Below are 17,437 nucleotides of genomic sequence, written 5' to 3'. Positions count from 1 at the left end.
TGTTAAGGAGTTGTGATATGAGCACTTCAAACAGAAAATATAAAGATTCTGTCTTTGTCGATTTATTCAGTGAAGACGAAAAAGCAAAAGAAAACTTTTTGTCACTGTATAACGCCTTGCATAATACCAAACTTACGGCTATAGAGCTTTTGAAAAATATCCGCCTTGATCAAGTCTTGTACATGACATTCTATAACGATGTATCCTACCTTGTAGATAACAAAATAATAGTGCTTGCAGAACACCAGTCAACAATCAACCCGAATATGCCTTTACGCTGCCTTGAATACATCAGCCGCTTGTATGAAACCCTCTTTGAATCAAAAGAAAAATATAGCCGTAAACTACTGAAAATTCCGAGTCCTGAATTCTATGTTTTTTACAATGGAGAAGAAGACTATCCTTGTGATAAGACTCTTAAACTCTCGGAGGCCTTCATAGAAAAGGCAGCGGAACCTAATCTTGAGTTGACCGTTAAAGTAATAAACATAAACCGCCAAAACCGCCATCCTGTATTGGAAAACTGTAAAACGATACAGGAATACAGTATATTTGTGGAAACAGTGCGAAAATGGAAAGAAATAGACCCTCAAAACGGTTTTGAAAAAGCCGTTGAAGAATGTATAGAGAACAATATTTTGCGTGAATATCTAAAACGCAAGAGTAAGGAGGTCGTTAATATGCTATTAGCTGAATATGATTATGAAACCGATATAGCCGTACAACGTGCTGAAGAACGAGAAATTGCCTTTGCCGAAGGTATTGAACAAGGTATTGAACAAGGCTTTTCCAACGGATCGCGCCAAGCAAAGCTTGAAACAGCTAAGGCTTTTAAACGTTTCGGTTTTGACATTGACAAGATAGCTGAAGGAACCGGTCTTTCCGTTGAAGAAATTGAAAAACTGTAATTCGGTTTAGCGGCGCCGGATATTCTCCTTACAAATATTAAATTAAAATGCACTGACAGAATCGCCTATCGGCTTTAACATCGAGCCATTACGATTGGACAATCAAGGATATTAAAAAGGCGCTGAAAAAGTGGCGAGAGAAATAGTCGTATTCGTATGCACTTTGTTCAAGCAAAAGGAATTTTATCGGCTAAAAACGGAATGAACCTGTACCGAGGCTGTACTCATGGGTGCATCTACTGCGACTCGCGGAGCGATTGCTATCAAATAAAGCATACGTTCGAAGATATAGAAATAAAAGAGAATGCAATAGAACTGCTCGAAACTGCTTTGCGGCGGAAACGAAATAAGTGCATGATCGGCACCGGTTCTATGACCGATCCGTATATGCCGCTTGAAGAAAAAATCGGTATGACGCGCAAAGCGATAGAAAACGTGTACCGGTATGGGTTCGGCTTTACCGTGATAACAAAATCGCCGCTGATTTTGCGCGACCTTGAACTTTTGCAGGCGGTGAACAAAAAAGCAAAGTGTGTTGTGCAGATGACGCTCACCACATATAACGATAAGCTCTGCAAAATACTTGAACCGAATGTTGCCGTTACGAGTGAGCGTTTTGCGGTGCTTAAAACGCTGCACGATGCGGGCATTCCACAATAATCAAAAAAGTAAAAAATTGGTATGTAAGTATTGATGATGTTATTATCACCATTAATGCATACAGTTATACAATAATCACCGCACATAAGCAAAAGACTATATGACGATAAAAGAATTTGAAAATAAATATTGGTATATGAGTGAACTCAAAGCATTGGCAAAATCGCTTGAAATTCCTTTTCATTCAAAAATACGAAAGGATCAGCTTGAAGAAATGATTATTCAATTTTTGGAAACCGGGACGGTGAATAAAAAGAATAGTTTTAGGAGCAAAAGCCGGAATATAGAAATTTTGAATAATAGCAGTTATGTTGAAAATTTTAGCAATAAAAAAGAAACATGGGAATTCATACATAGTCAAATGAATAGCCGAGTTCCGGGACTAAAACCGAAATCAGGGGCAAAATATTGGCTTAATCGATGGATTGAAAATAAACTTTCTCATGATGAAAAAATAACTTATAATGATGTCATTTGTGAATATATTCGTTTAAATAAAACCGAAGGAAAACTTCCGCAAATTCCATCCTGCAAATTTAATAACTTTATAAGTGATTATTTAGCAAATGAAAAAGATGCGATAAGAGAAGATGCTTTGGAAGAATGGAATAAACTAAAAAATATGAAGATAAAAAAAGATTATATAACGTGGAAAAAGAATAAACATACATAGAAAATTTTGACCCACTTTAACCTGACGTTTGTTTTATCACGAAAGTTGTTTGAGGCGTCGATGCCGGTGCATCTCCCTTTTTTAGGCAGCCTTCGCGTCAACTTTGCCGCCGCTTTATACTGCAGCAAAACCGAAAATCCATGTTAACAGCTCTCGTTTATAATCATTAATCTTTCCGATTATTCCAGGGGGATTGCAATCCCTCTGCTTGCCCCGAATGCTAAACTCGGTGAAGGGCTGTCGGTTCATTATTCGGGCGGCTCATCCCTTGGCAAATATGTGACAAAATGGCTTAATAAGAGCGGAGTTGCGGTAAAATGATGAAAATCGGGGACGGAGGTTATGAGCGTGCTGTTAGTTTTTTCAATAAAATATTTTGTATGTTGACGAATACATAAAATAGTATGTATAATATGGAGGTATATGACATTTGAATGGGATGAAAATAAAAACTCTGAAAACATAGGGAAGCATAAGGTCTCTTTTGAAAAGGCGCAGGATGCTTTTTTTGACGTAAACCGTATGATTTTAGAAGATGTAAAGCATTCCATTTCAGAAAAACGTTATTTTTGTATTGGAAAAACAGATAAAGGAATTTTGACCGTGCGTTTTACAATACGTGGTCAAAATATTAGGATTTTCGGCGCAGGATATTGGCGTCAAGGAAAGAAACTCTATGAAGAGCATTTACAGTAACCCCGAAAAATCAGTAATGGAAGCATTGGATTCTGCCGTATTAGTGACGGATTTTCTTCCTTCACCGGCAGAGCTTGTAAAGAAACCAGCAAAAGAAAAAATAACCATTTCAATAGATTCTGATTGTATTAATTTTTTTAAAACAGAAGCAAAGAAAAATCATACAAAATATCAGACTATGATGAATGAAGTACTTTCTCAATATGCAAAGCATTATGCTGTAAATGGTTAAGCATATATTTACGAGTATGGGAAACTTATATAGTAATATCTATAATGGAAAAAGAGTTTAAGGAATAATACAATAATAAAACTAAACGAAATCAGAATGCCGCTTGATATGATGATGACCGTGCTTTCTATAATCCTGATGGGAGGCACGGTACTTTTCCCTGACGATAAGATTCACCAGATTTTAGGAATGCCGCTGCTCGTACTATGGGCGGTTCACATCGTGCTGAACCGCAGATGGTACGGGGCATTATTTCGCGGGAAATATTCTGCACACAGAATCATGCAAATTGCGGTAAATATGGGGATATTGCTCTGCGCACTTTTTCTGATGATGAGCGGTCTTATGATGGCGTGGTTTGTTCCGCCGGAAGCCGTGGGCGATATGCTCGGCTTTGCACGGATTGCTCATCTTATCGCTTCGCACTGGTATTATCTTTTTATGTGCTTCCATTTAAGAATGCACGCAAATATGATTGCCTCCCGACTTAAAGCAAAGCCCCGTACCCTGCGGATTTTGAGGGTGCTCGTTCTGCTGATTTCCGCTTACGGTGTGTATGCGTTTATCTCCCGCGGTCTTGTACAATATATGTTCCTGCAGCAGCAGTTTTTCTTCTTCGATTTTGACAGAGGCTATGTTTTGTTCGCGGTAGATTATCTTTCAATACTTGTGCTGTTCGCAGCGGTTGCGTATTATGCGGGAATAAAAAGTAAGAGAAAGTGAAATGTGGGCGTGATACTCTGCATCGGGAGATGTTAATTTTGATTGGTAATTGCATAATTCCGATGTGCATTTATTCAAAAGCAGCTGACTGGAGAACGGTTTCTTGAGCCTCTAAAACGGTAAGCCTATCGGTATATCCCGCAAATAAATATATGAACAACACCAGTCAACCATTTCAAGCTGTTCTTCCCAATCATAATCAAGATCATCTCCGTCTTGTCTTTGTAAATATTTTCTGTTTTTTTGTAAAAGTGCTTGAGTTTCCAGAATATCTAAGCCAATAATACTTCCAACAGCTTGAACATTGAAATGTTCATTCCATAGTTCGCAGATATATTTTATAGGATTCAATTCCTCCGTAGAAAAATTAAACTTGACCATCAGTTGATACGTATTCGTATACTCATCGTTAGTAAGATATTTATGTCTTTGATTATAAATTTCTAAAACTTTTTCAGTATCATTTGTCGTATTAAAATAGCAAAACGAAAGATAAAGTAAATGCTCAAATATGTGTTTGAGATCTTCTTTGGAAATATTTGTACCAAGTAGGAGGACGTTTTCGTATGCGGTCATAACATCCGTCAAATTATCGCTATTTTGAACCCAGTCAAGATACTTTAGTGCAGCTATATACCATGCTTCACAGAATGGTACGTATTTACCGAGTGCTTCTGAATTACATATACTGTTAAAAAAATATAGTTCTTTATCTTTATCCGTAAGCAGCGGTTGCGATTCTATATTCCGTATGCGGGATGCAATAAAATCCAGTTTACTTTAGGCTATAGGATTGGCTTGAATTAAAAAAAATATTTATTATAGAGGAAATACATACCTTAGTTCTCAAAGTCGATTAATCGGTCAAGCTGATTTGTGGTTTAAATTTCTGCTAGGTGTCTATTCTTTTTAATTCTGTAAGGGCTTTATTGCGATAAACTAAATCGTCTCTAGCGGAAAAACCTTCCTTAAAATTGAACAACTGAACAAAGTATCAACTTTGGAAGTTGTTCAATTCGTGCGCGGTAGCGCACACGTCAATAAGTGAGTTTGCCTTGTGGCAAACTCATCGGTTAACGAGGCAGCCTTATTTGGTTGCCGAAGTTATACCTTCGTTTTCCCAAAAGGCATTACCGTCTTTATTTTTAGTGAATACAACTAATGCGGTTTTGTGAATACCAATATGTTTTAAAGCATTCAACGCCGTGGTGATCAATTGGGAAGCAACCCTTTGTCTCCGCCATTTCGGATGTACAGCAGTATGGTATATGTAACCTCGCCTTCCGTCATTTCCTGCCAATATGGCACCATGGTAAACGCATCAGTCTGATTTTTTTATATCCCCGCGGAAAAATTGAAACTATTCGACCAGAGTTGAACCTCTTCGCGGTTCAAATGGTCTCACAGTCTCAATTTTTCCGCGATTTATATCTACTTTGCCTGATGCATTTACCCCTTGCTGGAAAAATGTGCGAAATTTTATTCGTGCGGAGGGTTTAATACCCCGACGCTTGCGTCGTAACAAAGGGTATTAAAGCCGACTGCAACCACCTTATGAGAACAACATACCCCGACGCTTGCGTCGGGGGTGTTGATTTCCTTAAAATGCAACAGTTGAACAAAGTATGCACTTTGGAAACTGTTGCATTAGTGCGCGAAAAGCGCACACGTCAATAAGCGATGTTTACCGGACGGCAAACTCGGTGTGTTTTTAAGCGGCGATATTTAAGTTGCTTAAAATAAACTTTTATTTTTCTTTTGCTACTGACGGTTCAAAGGCTTTTTTAGGAGTTCTGCCTTCGTTCTTTGCTGCAAAACCTACCAGTTCCGGGTATATTTTCTGTGCTTTTTCAAACACATCGGCTGCTTGGTCGTTTCCTAATTTGGTTGCATATTTTGCTGCGGCGGATTCACCTTTTTTGGTATAGAGCCGTGCAATTTCAGCATCTTTGTCTTTCTGCTCTTTAATCAGCTTTTGCTCATACGCTTTCCAATAGCTGCGGACATTCTTTCCGTACATATCCCTGTTTAATGCTGAAAAGACATTGATTGTCCGCATCAGCCAGTAAAACGAATCGGGAGTATACATTTCATTGTCTACTTTATACGCAGAGTAGGTGTCCGTAATGTTGCCGTAGAAGGGCAGATACACCGAATGTTCTGCATTTGCCATCGCCATCCACATCACACCGCCGACAGCTTTCGGTAAGGTGTCTTTCATCTGAATGATATGGCATTCCATAGAAGTCGGTGTACCGATTGCGCGAACTCCTGCGTTTTCCGGTAAATTTGCATTTTTATCGGTATCTTCATAGCGATAGCGCTGCAATTCCATTACATCTTCAAGGGCGATTTTCTTATCAGCCTTTCTCCACAAAGAGAATAGCTTCGTGTCATACGCAACCTTAGCGGACGGTGAGAGTTTATTTTGTCCTCCCCAAAGCCGTACACGGTTGTAGTCGCTCATTTCTTCTCCATAAGTAAGCGCTGCATGGAATTTACCGTCAACTTCTTTATAAAAGCCTTTCGACTTAGGCAAATTGATTAAATCTTTTGATGCGATAACATCTTTACTTGTCGTATCGACATAACCGAGCAAGAAGCAATTAGGTACTACCGCATACATATCATCCGGGACATTAACCGCTGCATACTGATGGCCGGTATAAATTTCCATGTACCAGCTTTCTTTATCGTCTGCGATAAAAATGATGTTGCCTTCTGCCGAACCGTAGGTATCTACAATCTTTGCAATCCGTTCAACGCCTTCCCGGGCTGTGGTAATATACGGCAACACAACCGTTGTCATAGATGCTTCCGAAAGTCCGTTTTCAACAAGCGGGTCAGCTTCTTCTGCAGCTTTTCCCGGAGAGGCAGAAACGGTTGCGCTCATCGCAACGCCGTGCTCGTTAAAACCTACTTCGTCGTAGATGCCTTCGGATTGTTCGGCATCGCAAATAGCGGTATACCGATAGCTCTCTTTCGGTAATTCGATTTTAAAGCCGATTGAGTCGGTAAACTGTACCGGCTTTCTGTTTTTCTTATGCGGATATACCTTAAAGGTTTTGTTATGGGCGCCACTCAAATCTTCCGTACGCGCAATGATACGAAAGCCGTCGGCTGTTGCATCCTTTCCTGCAACAAACCCCGTACAGCCAAAAGCATTAGACATTCCTGTCCATACGCCGGCCACGGCAACCAATAAAAACAGACACATTTTTTTCATAATGTACTCCCTGTTAAAAATAATCCGGCAAACACTACCGAATAAAATCACACTTACCTTAAAAAAGGCAATAAATATAAAAAGGATTATATCATGCGATTCAGTACTTGTCAAAATAAATGTGCATTTCGTACTATTTTGTTGTTCCATTGTGGCTTTAGGTGCGATGATATTCGTATTTTGAATGGGCATACGTTGACCGATACGGATCGGCTTAATATGTACGGATATATTGCTATTTTCTGCGCCGAAAAACCGTTTTTTACATCAAAACCAAATCCTGCCGTCGTAACAATCCTCAGAGATCACGACCTTAAAGAGGGTTGTAAAGGTTGCGTTCTTACCGTAAACCGTGGGCTGTTTTCGGGTAAATTTATTCGAGAAGCCGCGCTGGATTTTGGGCTAAGTAAAGCGGATACGCCATTGGCAAGCACAAGTCCGATTTTACCGTTTGCAGAAAGATGGTGTATCATGTGCTGGATCCAAGCGTAGTTCGCATTGCCTGCCGGGGGCACGGCTCCTTTTTTTGAGTTACTTTACCCCACTACACACTTTTCCACACATGCCGCAACATCAGCCATAGGAGCGGGCGGTTCAAAGCGGGCAACAACAGTGCCGTCCCGGGCAATAACGAATTTGGTAAAATTCCATTTAATTTCAGGATTATTTTTATAATTGCTGTCTATTTTTTGAATAAAATCACTTAGCGTTTCCGCCATCTTCCCTGTGCCGAAACCCTCGAATTTTTTCTGAGATTTTAGATAGGTAAAAAGCGGAAGCGCGTGTTCACCCTTTACATCAGACTTTTTCATCTGAGGGAATGTTGTGTGATAACGGAGTGTGCAGAATTGGTGAATTTCCGCATCGGTTCCGGGAGCCTGCTCGCCGAATTGATTGCACGGCACATCGATTATTTCAAAACCGTTATCGTGATATTTTTCGTATAGTTCTTCCAACTCTTTATACTGCGGTGTAAATCCGCAAGCCGTCGCCGTATTAACAATCAACAAGACTTTGCCTTTGTATTGCTTGAGCGGAACATCGTTTCCTTGCGCATCTTGCACCGAATAATCATAGATAGTCATCATTTACCTCCGAAAAAAAATAGAAACCATCTCTGAAAACGTTAGTTCTAAGAAACGTCTCTTAGGTCATTCGATTTTAAGATAATTATTTGAAAGATGCAATCTATTCCCCGCTGCAGAGCATCCCCATGCTACCTGCACATGTTTTTTTCTATAATAGAAATTCCTTTTGCCATCTCAGGCTCCAATAGCGTCGGCTCCAACCTGTTGATAAGGGCACGGCATTCGGAGAGTCGGTTTTCTTTAAATGCTCTGGTCAGTTGATCATAACATTCTTTTATTTCTTCGAATTCCATCGTATAGTCGACATCCTGATAATTTATATAATAGCATGGCACCTTTCCTTTTCCCTTTAAAAGATGTGGAGGGCGTTTATAGAGCCGATAGCTGCCGGAAATGAGCGCCGCTGTTTTCATCGAAACGGTGCACGCCATCGGAGCAGTTACCGATTCAAGGCGGAAAGCCATATTAACCGTGTCACCAAAGATATCGAAAATATATTTATGCACGCCGACGATACCTCCGGTGATTGCTCCCGAATCGATGCCTATTTTTATTCTAAAATGGCTGTTATTATCTTTATTAATTGTTTCAAAGCTTCGTAGCATTTCGACAGCGGCGCCGGTAAGCCTGAGTGCATGGTCTTTTTCCCCTCTAAGGCCGCAGCATGCTAAGTATCCGTCTCCAAGTGTTTTTATCCGCTCACAGCCGAAAACATCCATAATACCGTCAAATTGAGTAAACATCGTATTTAATTGCCTAATAACATGCTCCGGCGCCGTACCACCCGACCATTCGGTAAAGCTGACTAAATCTGCAAACAGTACCGTTACCGCAGGATACACTTTAGGCTTTGACGCTCCCGTACTGATAAGTTCGTCGATAACGGAGGGCGGCAGAGTATTGCGTAAAAGTTTGTCGCTCTTTTCTTTTTCGCCGGCGAGTTCTTTTGTTTTTTCTTTTACCTTCCGGTCAAGTTCATCTGCCCTCCGCTGTAAATTTCTAAAACGGAGTTGGACGGCAAAGAAAATACCGCTTCCGATACAGCATACAAGTAAAAGATAGAACCAGATAGTCTGATAAAAAAACGGCTTCTTATAGATAGCGGCGCTGGAACCGCTCTTGTTTACAATGCCGTCATTGTTCGCAGCTCTTACCTTAAACACGTAATTACCGGGGTTGAGGTTCGTATAGGCAATCTCCCGCGTAGTTCCGCAGCTACGCCACTCTTTATCATATCCTTCAAGTTTATATTCAAACTGAACCCGTTGCGGAATGGTAAAACTTAAAGCGGTAAATTTAAACAGAATACGCTTTATTCCGGCCGCGACCTTCAGTCTTTCTTCCGTTACATCATAGTTTTTGCCGTCTAAAACAATGCTCTCGATAACAACCGGTGGAGCATGTTTATTGGTAACATAATAAGAAGGAGCGCAGACGGCAACTCCCTTAAGCGTAGGCAGAAACAATGTATTTTCGGCGGTAACATGCGCCCATGCATTCGCCGCTAATTGACCTGTTAGGCCGTCAAGCCGGTTGTAGCGGACAAGAAATTCAGCTGGGAGACCGTTCAGCACTGCCTTTACAAAAACATCCGTTTTTACCAGCAGCAAATCTTTTGCCGTTACAATCCAGAGGTTTCCCATTGTGTCTTGTACGATGTTAAACACACTGATAGCTCCTGCACCGAATGCTTTATTGGCATAATAGAATCCGCCGTTTTTATACAGTGTTAGCCCCTCGCTTGTGCATAACCAAATATTATTTTCCGTATCTTCAATAATTCTAAGGATAATATTGCCGTGCAGTCCATCATCTTTGGTAAAAACGTGTTCCACCTTGATAACCGGTCTGCCGTCAGAAAAACCCGACACCGTTAAAACGACCGCCCCGCCGCCGTCCGTACCAAGCCATATCTTTCCGCTGCGGCTTTCTTCCGCACAAAGAATAAATAAATTAGGGAGTCCGTCTTCCTGCGTAATTGTTGTTATCGTACCGTCAAAATAGACGGCGGGTCCTGCCGTTGTGCCGATCCACAGGAGATTATCCGAGCTGCGGTACGAAAAACGTACACGGTTGTTCGGTAGTCCGTCTTTTTTTGATAGCGCTTGCATGCTTCCGTCTTTCCTAAAAATCAAAAGGCCGTTATCGGAATAGGTAGCAAAAAATAATGTTCCGTCCGCTTCTTCTCTGATTTGCCGGACACGGACGGCATGCAGCTTTTCGATAAGGGCATCAATTTGCCTTGCTCTTGTAGGAGAGAGCGCCGAACTTTTTAAGCACACAATGCCGTCATCTTTTGCAATCCAAATGTTTTTATCCAAATCTTCCAATACGGAATTTGCCGCGGTTGGTGGCAGGGACTCTGCGCTGGTTAAATCAAGAAATTTTCCTTTACTGAATTTCCCGACGCCGCCGCGTTCCATACCTACCCAAAGGTTTTCCTCAAAGTCTTGACAGAGACATGAAACGATATTATTCGGCAAGCCGTTCTCTTCCGAAAATATTTCCGGCTTACCCTTTTTGATCGTAACAATACCTCTATTGGTCGCCGCATACAGCGTTCCGTTCACAGTACGCAAAAATTCGTTAATACTCATCCCTTTCAGATATTCTGCGTCAATAAATTCAATGTCTTTTTCTTCTTTTATCTTGATGATTTTTCCGTTTTTTGTACCGAGCCACAGTATGTTATCGGAATCAAAATATGCAGCCGAAAAAGTATAATCCTGTATGGCATCCAAATACGGGAGCCGGGCTACTTTTTTATTTTGAATGACTGTAATCCCCTGCAGATTTGAACCGACATATATCCTGTCCTTTACCGGAAGGATAAACGTAATAATCCCTAAACTTTTATTGCGTTCATCAAGGATAGGGACAAAACGGCCGCTTTTTTCCAACCGCGCGAGTCCGTCTGCCGTTCCGACCCACAGCACATTGTCTTTATCAAATTTTATCGCTCTAATTGAAAGATTCGGCAGACCATCTTCTTCGGCATAGCGCTTAAATATCTTGTTTTGATAGGCGTATAAACCGGTGGAATTGGTTCCTATCCAGAGCGTACTGTATGCATCTTCGCATAGAACACGCGGCGCTATGCCGGTAAACCCGTGTTCGGCTTCGGTAAACTCGGTAAACGTTTCTCCGTCAAACCTGATAAGGCCGTCATAGGAGGCAAGCCAAATATAACCCGTTCCATCCTGCAAAACGTCCAATATTCTATTTGAAGGTAACCCGTTCGTATCCGACCAGAAAGTCTGGACAGAGCCTGCAAGACTGTTAAATGATATCTCCGCTGCGAGTGGAAAAATTGCCATAAGTGTAAGTACAAGTACAAAAAAGCATTTTTTTAACATAAGTACCTCAAGGATTTAACAGGAACGTGTAAAAACTACAAGCCGATAGGCTTATTCGTTAACACAGTATACACTATCGAAGTGAAAAAACCATATATTTTACCACAAAGAACCATAGTTACCGTAAAAGAACTCACGTTATTAAAGCACCGAAAAGCCGTACCTCATACAAGCTTCCCGCAAAAGGTACGACGAGGAAAAGGTTCCCGTAACGACATGCAATAATTGGCAATTTGAAACCAATTATTGTATTGCTCATTCCTTTACAGACTTGGATCAACCTTTCCTAACTAGGCGTCCGCTTGCATAAGAGATTTATTTTTTCTATTATATCCCCATGACAACCGCATTGGTGTATTTTGATAAAGGGAAAAAAGCACAAACACAGCTTTTTCTGGCAGCCCTAAAAGAAGGCGCCCATAATCGGTGCGATGATATTCGTATTTTGAATGGGCATACGTTGACCGATACGGATCGGCTTAATATGTACGGATATATTGCTATTTTCTGCGCCGAAAAACCGTTTTTTACATCAAAACCAAATCCTGCCGTCGTAACAATCCTCAGAGATCACGGCCTTAAAGAGGGTTGTAAAGGCTGCGTTCTTACCGTAAACCGTGGGCTGTTTTCGGGTAAATTTATTCGAAATCTGATGAATACATTAGAAAGCTGCGGTTTTATGATCGACTACTTCGATACTTTGCGGAATGTAGCGGATGCTCGCCGCGCGGGGGCAAATATTGGGTAGCAAGGCGGAAAGCGGACGGCAGGATAGCGAAGAAGGACGCGGAGATCGTTCAACACATCAATCCATAATAATAGAAGATTATTATAAGATTTTAAGTGTTTCTCCTTCCGCTTCTACTTCCGAAATCAAACGGGCATTCCGAAAAAAAGCCAAAGAACTGCATCCCGATATTCCCCATAATGTTCGGAATACCGACGGCAAAAAGGCTAATGAGCAGGCGATGATGAGGCTTATCCGTGCCTATGAAGCCTTGCTTGATGCGAAGCGCCGGGCGGAGTTTGATTTTTTCTATAATAAGACCGCGAAAAAAGGTGAAAGTTTTGATTACCGTACATGGCTAAAAGAGCGGACGGATCCCGAAAGCAGGGCGACGCTAATTTTTTTTGACCTTTTCCATAATGCTGAGGACGAAGCGGTACAGGAATTTTTACGGCTCCGCTCGGTACAGCCTTCGTTTTCGCTTCGCCGGTACTTTAGCAGGGGAGACTTTATGGATTGCGGATTTGTGCTTGCAGAGGAACTCTATTTCCGTGATCACTATTATGAGTCTTTTTTGCTGCTTGACCAAATTATCAGCGAAGAGCAGAAGCAGGCATATTTCCGCCATTTTTTTCCCGAAGTGCTTATTCTAGCCCGCAAGCTTATCCGCGAAAAACTCATCTACAATCTTGCAGACGATTTACTGCTTGATTGTTGCGAAGCCGCGCTGGATTTTGGGCTAAGTAAAGCGGATAATGCAGAAATATTAAAAAAGATGGCGGAAATTTATTACCGGATGGGTGATTTTACTACCGGCGACGGATGTGCGGAGGCGTCCATGCGAATGAATCCCCGCATCCGCGGCATAACGAAGTTGAAAAAAAACTATCAGGAGCAGCTTTGGCGTTAAAGGTGCTCCGGTTATCCTTAACATAAGATAACCGGCAAATCCTAAGACGATAAGGCTGCGCAAAGGGTAAGGAATATATGATACGAATTAAGACAAAGGAACAGATAGACGGTATCCGCCTATCATGTAAAGCATTGGCGCGGCTCTTTAAGCAATTAACGCCGCGGGTGAAGCCGGGCGTAACCACGAAAGAACTGGATGACTTTTGTGTTGAGTACATTAAGAGCATCGGCGGCGTTCCCGCATGGTATGCGGAAAATTTTCCGGGGGCAGCCTGTATCTCCATCAATGAGGAAGTTATACATGGTATCCCCAGTAAAAAGAAAATCGTACAGGAAGGAGACCTCGTATCGCTGGATATCGGTATTGACCTTAACGGATACATCAGCGATTCGTGCGTAACGGTGCCGGTTGGAAAGGTAAGCCCCGAACGCGCACAACTTTTAAAGGTTACCACCGACTGCCTCTATGCGGGAATCGCCGCCTGTCAGGCAGGTAAGCGTGTAAATGCAATATCCCGCGCGGTGTACGACTTGGCGCGGCAGTATAAATACGGTGTCGTATATGAATACTGCGGTCATGGGGTCGGGCTTAAAGTACATGAAGAACCGAATATTCCGAATGTACCGGAGCGGGGCGCACCAAACCCGCGGCTAGTACCCGGTATGGTGATTGCGATTGAACCGATGATTAACCTCGGTACGGCAGATGTTAAAACCCGCGCCGACGGATGGACGGTTGTTAGCGCCGACAAGTCCTGTTCCTGTCACATGGAACACACGGTTGCCATCTTTGAAGACCACACCGAAATTTTAACGCAGCTGAATCCCGGAGAAGCGTAAGTAAACGCGGCGCATAGTTATCATACGTTAATTATAAGTTAAACAGAAGGGGAACCTCTAAAAACTTCAGTTTTTTAGAGGTTTTCCTTGATTTTAATTTGCGATGTTTTTAATAAGTCATTTATATTTATAGACTTATTAAAAACTCGACGGGCACCTCTAAAAATCTAACCGAGTTTTTAGAGGTGCCCAAGAAAGGCCGCTAAAAGGTTAAATTTTTAGCGGCTATTTAAGGATAGTTTTGTTATTTTACCAATTCAAAGGCTGAGTATTCGTTGGTTCCATCTAAACTGTTTATCACCGTGTATCCTGCATCCGCTAGTTTTTCCGCAACGGCAAAAGAGCGGTTACCGGAATAGCAGTAGGTTAGTACCGGTTTATTCTTAGGTAATTTGGGCAGTAACTCAGCAATAGCATCCGCATTCCCCGATATTGCACCTTTTAAATGCGAAGCGGCATAATCAGCGGGTTCTCGGGCATCGACAACGGAGTAGTTCCCTGTATTCGCGAGCTCCTGCATCTGTTTTCCGCGTACATTTGTCACTTTGGTAAGCGACTTATAAGAATAACGTCCGACTCCATCCGCATTGAACAGTTTTTTGAACCCATTTTTTTGTAAGATTTCCGCAGCTGCGCGGCTCCTGCGTCCGCTTCTGCAAATAACGATAATATTTTTATCCTTGAAATCGGCAATATCGCTCAGCCTGTTTTCGATATCGTTGAGGCTGATATTGATTGCATAGCGGACGTGGTCCGCCTCATACTCGTGTTTTTCACGCACATCGATAACCAGATACTGCTCTTTTTCTGCCTTATCGTTCATAATACTATCAAGCTCGGAGCCTTTCATATCCACGATGTCCGCGCCTTGTATATCATTCTTTTTTTTCTGCGTTGTGCAGGCATTTCCCAACAATGCAATCAAAATTAGTGCACTGATAAGGATGCTGATCCTTTTAGGATCAATTTTCCGACTATACATTTTCAACTCCTCCCCGTTGGGATATAGTAAAACAATTAGGAGCTACTGTATGCTTATGTTTTACCTATTAAACTTTAAACTTTGAGACCTCTTCCGCCAAACGCTCAATACTCCGTTTATTTTTCTGCGTAATCTCGCTCACTTCCTGCACGGCATTGTTAATCTGCACCGCACCCGCAGCCATCTCGTTCATACTTTCCGTAATAATGCGCGTAAGGTCGTCCAATGTATGCATTTCCTGTGCAACACTCTCTCCACCTTTTAGCATTTCTTCCGAACCCGCCTGCACTTCTACGGTTACCATGTTGATGCTTTTTATCGCCGCTAGAACTTCCTTGCTGCCGTTTTCCTGCTCTCGCATCGATTCGGTAACACTGGTGCTCATTTCTTTTACCTTCTCTGCAAGGCTGAAGATTGTATTAAATTTTTCTTCCACCGTTTTGGATGAAGTAGAGAGTGTTTCAATTTCACCACTGAGCGCTTTCAATGTAGTGGTGATGGTTTTCCCTTGCATCGAAGATTCTTCTGCGAGCTTGCGAATTTCATCTGCAACAACAGCAAAGCCCTTACCTGCTTCTCCCGCATGAGCCGCTTCTATTGCAGCATTCATTGCGAGCAGGTTCGTTTGTGAAGCAATATGCTGAATAACACTGCTGGCTTCCATCAAGGAACCGGATTCTTCTGCGATTTTCTGTGTTACCGTGTTAGAAGTAACAAGCGTTGCTTTACCGTCGCCGGTTGCTGTTGTAAGGCTTTTAATTACGTCATCGGTTTTACCGAGTGTTTGACCGATAGATGCAATATTTGCAACCATCTCTTCTACGGAAGATGAAGATTGTGCGACACTTGCAGCTTGCGTTTCAATACTGGCATTTAGTTGCTTAATAGTCCGAACAATTTCTTCAATAGTTGCTGCAGTTTCGGTAACGCTGGCAGCCTGAGTTAAGGCTTGCTGTTTAACACCATCAATGTTTGCACTAATTTGGTTGACGGAGCTTGCCGTTTCGGTCATATTCGACGCAAGTTCATTACCGATTTCTTCCATTTCGCTGCTGCTTGTTCCAACCGCTTGTATTGAAGCGCCGATTTTAGCGATTGTTTCATTAAAATACTTTGCCATATCGGTGATTTCATCATTACCGTATACCGGCAGCCGGACTGTTAAGTCGCCATCACCTTGTGAAATATTTTGTAAAGCCGAAACCGTCGTTTGAATTGGTTTTATCATTGTACGGGCAACAAAATAGACAATAATCAGCGCTCCAATTAGTACACTAATACCAATTCCAATCATTGTGCTGCGAAGTGTGTTGACCGTTCCCATGAATTCGTTGACAGGCGCTCGAATGATAATCGACCAATTAGTAGTTTTAACCGCTGCGAATGATGCAATATATTCAATGCCATGATAGTCATAGTAGCAGACTTCTCCTTCGTCAGTATCAAGCACATACTGTAAAAAGGCTGCGGTCGATGTGAGTGAAGGATCTGTTTTTGCTTGTTCAATGATATTATCTTGACTTTGTACTAAATCGGTATCCCTATCTGCAATGATAATTCCCGTTGCCCCCATAATATAACAGTTGCCGGTTTCTCCTACGACGATATCAGCAATATTTTGGGATAACAGCAAACCGGGGATATCGGCAGATAACACTCCTACAATAGTTTTGTTATCATCATAGATAGGGACAGCAAGGGTGTTTATTAATTGTCCATTTGCACGAGAGATGTATGGCTCCGAAAAAAAGGATTTCCCACTAATGGCGGAATGAAACCAATCTCTGTTCACAACGGATAATACGCTTCCATTAGCAAGCATACACTGCCCTTGTGCATCAGTCATATTCAATTCGATTATTGTTTCATTAAAAGAAACTTCATTTGCAAGGAACGCTAATCGTGCAGTGGATGAAGCGGTTGCATCTCGCAAAACCGGCATTCGGGAAATACCTTCGATAAATTGCAACAGGGCTGTAACCCTTCCGTTAATGATTTCGGCGGTATCATTTGCCTTATCAATAAGATGATCCTCTATTTTTTCGGTGACTGCCCTTCTGGCAATCATAACTGCTAAGACAATTTCAATAACTCCTGCTGCAGCAATGAGAATACCAAAAATAAGAATGAATTTCTTTTTTAACGAAAAACGTTTTTTCATTGTAAACCTCCCAATAAAATAATGGATATAGTAATTTGAGATGATGATACAGGGTATTAGTTGCGGTAACCTTACAAACGCATATAAAATTCTTTCCCAGAGAAGGAATCTAAAGAGTAGATTATTTTGTAGGAATTTCGATTACCAATCACCCATCCAGTATTACCAATTAAACGGTAGGTAGGTGCGGGGGGGGGGGGGGGGGGGGGGGGTTTTTTTTTTTTTTTTTTTTTTTTTTTTTTTTTTTTTTTTT

Annotated in this window: 18 protein-coding genes and 1 pseudogene; 10 read left to right on the top strand and 9 right to left on the bottom strand. The window is 41.7% G+C overall.

Translation table 11 applies throughout. The features are described from left to right. The first annotated feature begins 17 nt into the window (after window positions 1–17). From HGH47_RS10695 to HGH47_RS10665, 7 genes and pseudogenes are all read left to right on the top strand, one after another. A complete protein-coding gene (locus tag HGH47_RS10695; RefSeq protein ID WP_212565731.1) occupies window positions 18–908 on the top strand; it encodes an Rpn family recombination-promoting nuclease/putative transposase in 891 nt (296 codons plus the stop codon). A 156-nt stretch (window positions 909–1,064) separates the two neighbouring features. Continuing rightward, a pseudogene (locus HGH47_RS10690) lies at window positions 1,065–1,562 on the top strand (SPL family radical SAM protein); the annotation flags it as partial. Between the two features lie 2 nt (window positions 1,563–1,564). Further along, window positions 1,565–1,672, top strand: coding sequence for a DUF3781 domain-containing protein (locus tag HGH47_RS10685; protein ID WP_212566499.1), 108 nt, complete (start codon window positions 1,565–1,567; stop codon window positions 1,670–1,672). Continuing rightward, window positions 1,669–2,241, top strand: a complete 573-nt coding sequence (locus HGH47_RS10680; protein WP_212565732.1) for an SAP domain-containing protein — start codon at window positions 1,669–1,671, stop codon at window positions 2,239–2,241. The genes HGH47_RS10685 and HGH47_RS10680 overlap by 4 nt, the downstream gene beginning before the upstream one ends. Window positions 2,242–2,664: 423 nt before the next feature. Next, entirely contained in the window at window positions 2,665–2,937 is a 273-nt protein-coding gene (locus tag HGH47_RS10675) for a BrnT family toxin (RefSeq protein WP_212565733.1), read from the top strand. Next, a complete protein-coding gene (locus HGH47_RS10670; RefSeq protein WP_212565734.1) occupies window positions 2,918–3,169 on the top strand; it encodes a BrnA antitoxin family protein in 252 nt (83 codons plus the stop codon). Before HGH47_RS10675 ends, HGH47_RS10670 begins: the two co-directional genes overlap by 20 nt. A gap of 96 nt (window positions 3,170–3,265) precedes the next feature. After that, complete coding sequence (locus HGH47_RS10665; protein ID WP_230974522.1) at window positions 3,266–3,892, top strand: endonuclease; 627 nt, start codon at window positions 3,266–3,268, stop codon at window positions 3,890–3,892. 111 nt (window positions 3,893–4,003) lie between these two features. On the opposite strand, the gene HGH47_RS10660 is transcribed toward HGH47_RS10665, so the two are convergent. The 6 genes from HGH47_RS10660 to HGH47_RS10635 form a co-directional block, all read right to left on the bottom strand. Further along, window positions 4,004–4,468: a hypothetical protein gene (locus HGH47_RS10660; protein ID WP_212565735.1), complete on the bottom strand. Its 465-nt coding sequence runs from the start codon at window positions 4,466–4,468 to the stop codon at window positions 4,004–4,006. A 511-nt stretch (window positions 4,469–4,979) separates the two neighbouring features. Next, on the bottom strand, window positions 4,980–5,192 hold the full coding sequence (locus HGH47_RS10655; RefSeq protein ID WP_230974523.1) for a GNAT family N-acetyltransferase: 213 nt from the start codon (window positions 5,190–5,192) through the stop codon (window positions 4,980–4,982). 447 nt (window positions 5,193–5,639) lie between these two features. Next, complete coding sequence (locus tag HGH47_RS10650; RefSeq protein ID WP_212565736.1) at window positions 5,640–7,118, bottom strand: C69 family dipeptidase; 1,479 nt, start codon at window positions 7,116–7,118, stop codon at window positions 5,640–5,642. A gap of 305 nt (window positions 7,119–7,423) precedes the next feature. Then, window positions 7,424–7,633: an N-6 DNA methylase gene (locus tag HGH47_RS10645; RefSeq protein WP_432912286.1), complete on the bottom strand. Its 210-nt coding sequence runs from the start codon at window positions 7,631–7,633 to the stop codon at window positions 7,424–7,426. Window positions 7,634–7,654: 21 nt separating this feature from the next. Continuing rightward, window positions 7,655–8,203, bottom strand: coding sequence for a glutathione peroxidase (locus HGH47_RS10640; protein WP_212566501.1), 549 nt, complete (start codon window positions 8,201–8,203; stop codon window positions 7,655–7,657). Between the two features lie 131 nt (window positions 8,204–8,334). Beyond that, on the bottom strand, window positions 8,335–11,562 hold the full coding sequence (locus HGH47_RS10635; protein WP_212565737.1) for an adenylate/guanylate cyclase domain-containing protein: 3,228 nt from the start codon (window positions 11,560–11,562) through the stop codon (window positions 8,335–8,337). 337 nt (window positions 11,563–11,899) lie between these two features. On the opposite strand from HGH47_RS10635, the gene HGH47_RS10630 reads away from it, so the two are divergent. The 3 genes from HGH47_RS10630 (at window position 11,900) to map (ending at window position 14,041) form a co-directional block, all read left to right on the top strand. Then, window positions 11,900–12,310, top strand: a complete 411-nt coding sequence (locus HGH47_RS10630; protein WP_212565738.1) for a hypothetical protein — start codon at window positions 11,900–11,902, stop codon at window positions 12,308–12,310. Further along, window positions 12,279–13,199 (top strand): J domain-containing protein, encoded by a 921-nt coding sequence (locus tag HGH47_RS10625; RefSeq protein WP_212565739.1) that lies wholly within the window; start codon window positions 12,279–12,281, stop codon window positions 13,197–13,199. Before HGH47_RS10630 ends, HGH47_RS10625 begins: the two co-directional genes overlap by 32 nt. Window positions 13,200–13,276: 77 nt before the next feature. After that, window positions 13,277–14,041 (top strand): type I methionyl aminopeptidase, encoded by a 765-nt coding sequence (map, locus tag HGH47_RS10620; RefSeq protein ID WP_212565740.1) that lies wholly within the window; start codon window positions 13,277–13,279, stop codon window positions 14,039–14,041. A 244-nt stretch (window positions 14,042–14,285) separates the two neighbouring features. Here map and HGH47_RS10615 read toward each other — a convergent pair whose 3' ends face one another. The 3 genes from HGH47_RS10615 to HGH47_RS10605 all read right to left on the bottom strand — a co-directional run. Next, window positions 14,286–15,023, bottom strand: coding sequence for a rhodanese-like domain-containing protein (locus HGH47_RS10615; RefSeq protein ID WP_212565741.1), 738 nt, complete (start codon window positions 15,021–15,023; stop codon window positions 14,286–14,288). Window positions 15,024–15,090: 67 nt separating this feature from the next. Beyond that, a complete protein-coding gene (locus tag HGH47_RS10610) occupies window positions 15,091–17,184 on the bottom strand; it encodes a methyl-accepting chemotaxis protein (protein WP_432912281.1) in 2,094 nt (697 codons plus the stop codon). 71 nt (window positions 17,185–17,255) lie between these two features. Continuing rightward, a partial coding sequence (locus tag HGH47_RS10605; RefSeq protein ID WP_432912278.1) for a hypothetical protein occupies window positions 17,256–17,437 on the bottom strand: 182 nt, incomplete at its 5' end.

This window comes from Treponema sp. OMZ 805 (assembly GCF_050937395.1).
In the GTDB taxonomy this organism is placed as follows: Bacteria; Spirochaetota; Spirochaetia; order Treponematales; family Treponemataceae; genus Treponema.
Note: the sequence above shows the minus strand (reverse complement) of the source record. Positions and strands in the feature narration are given on the sequence as shown.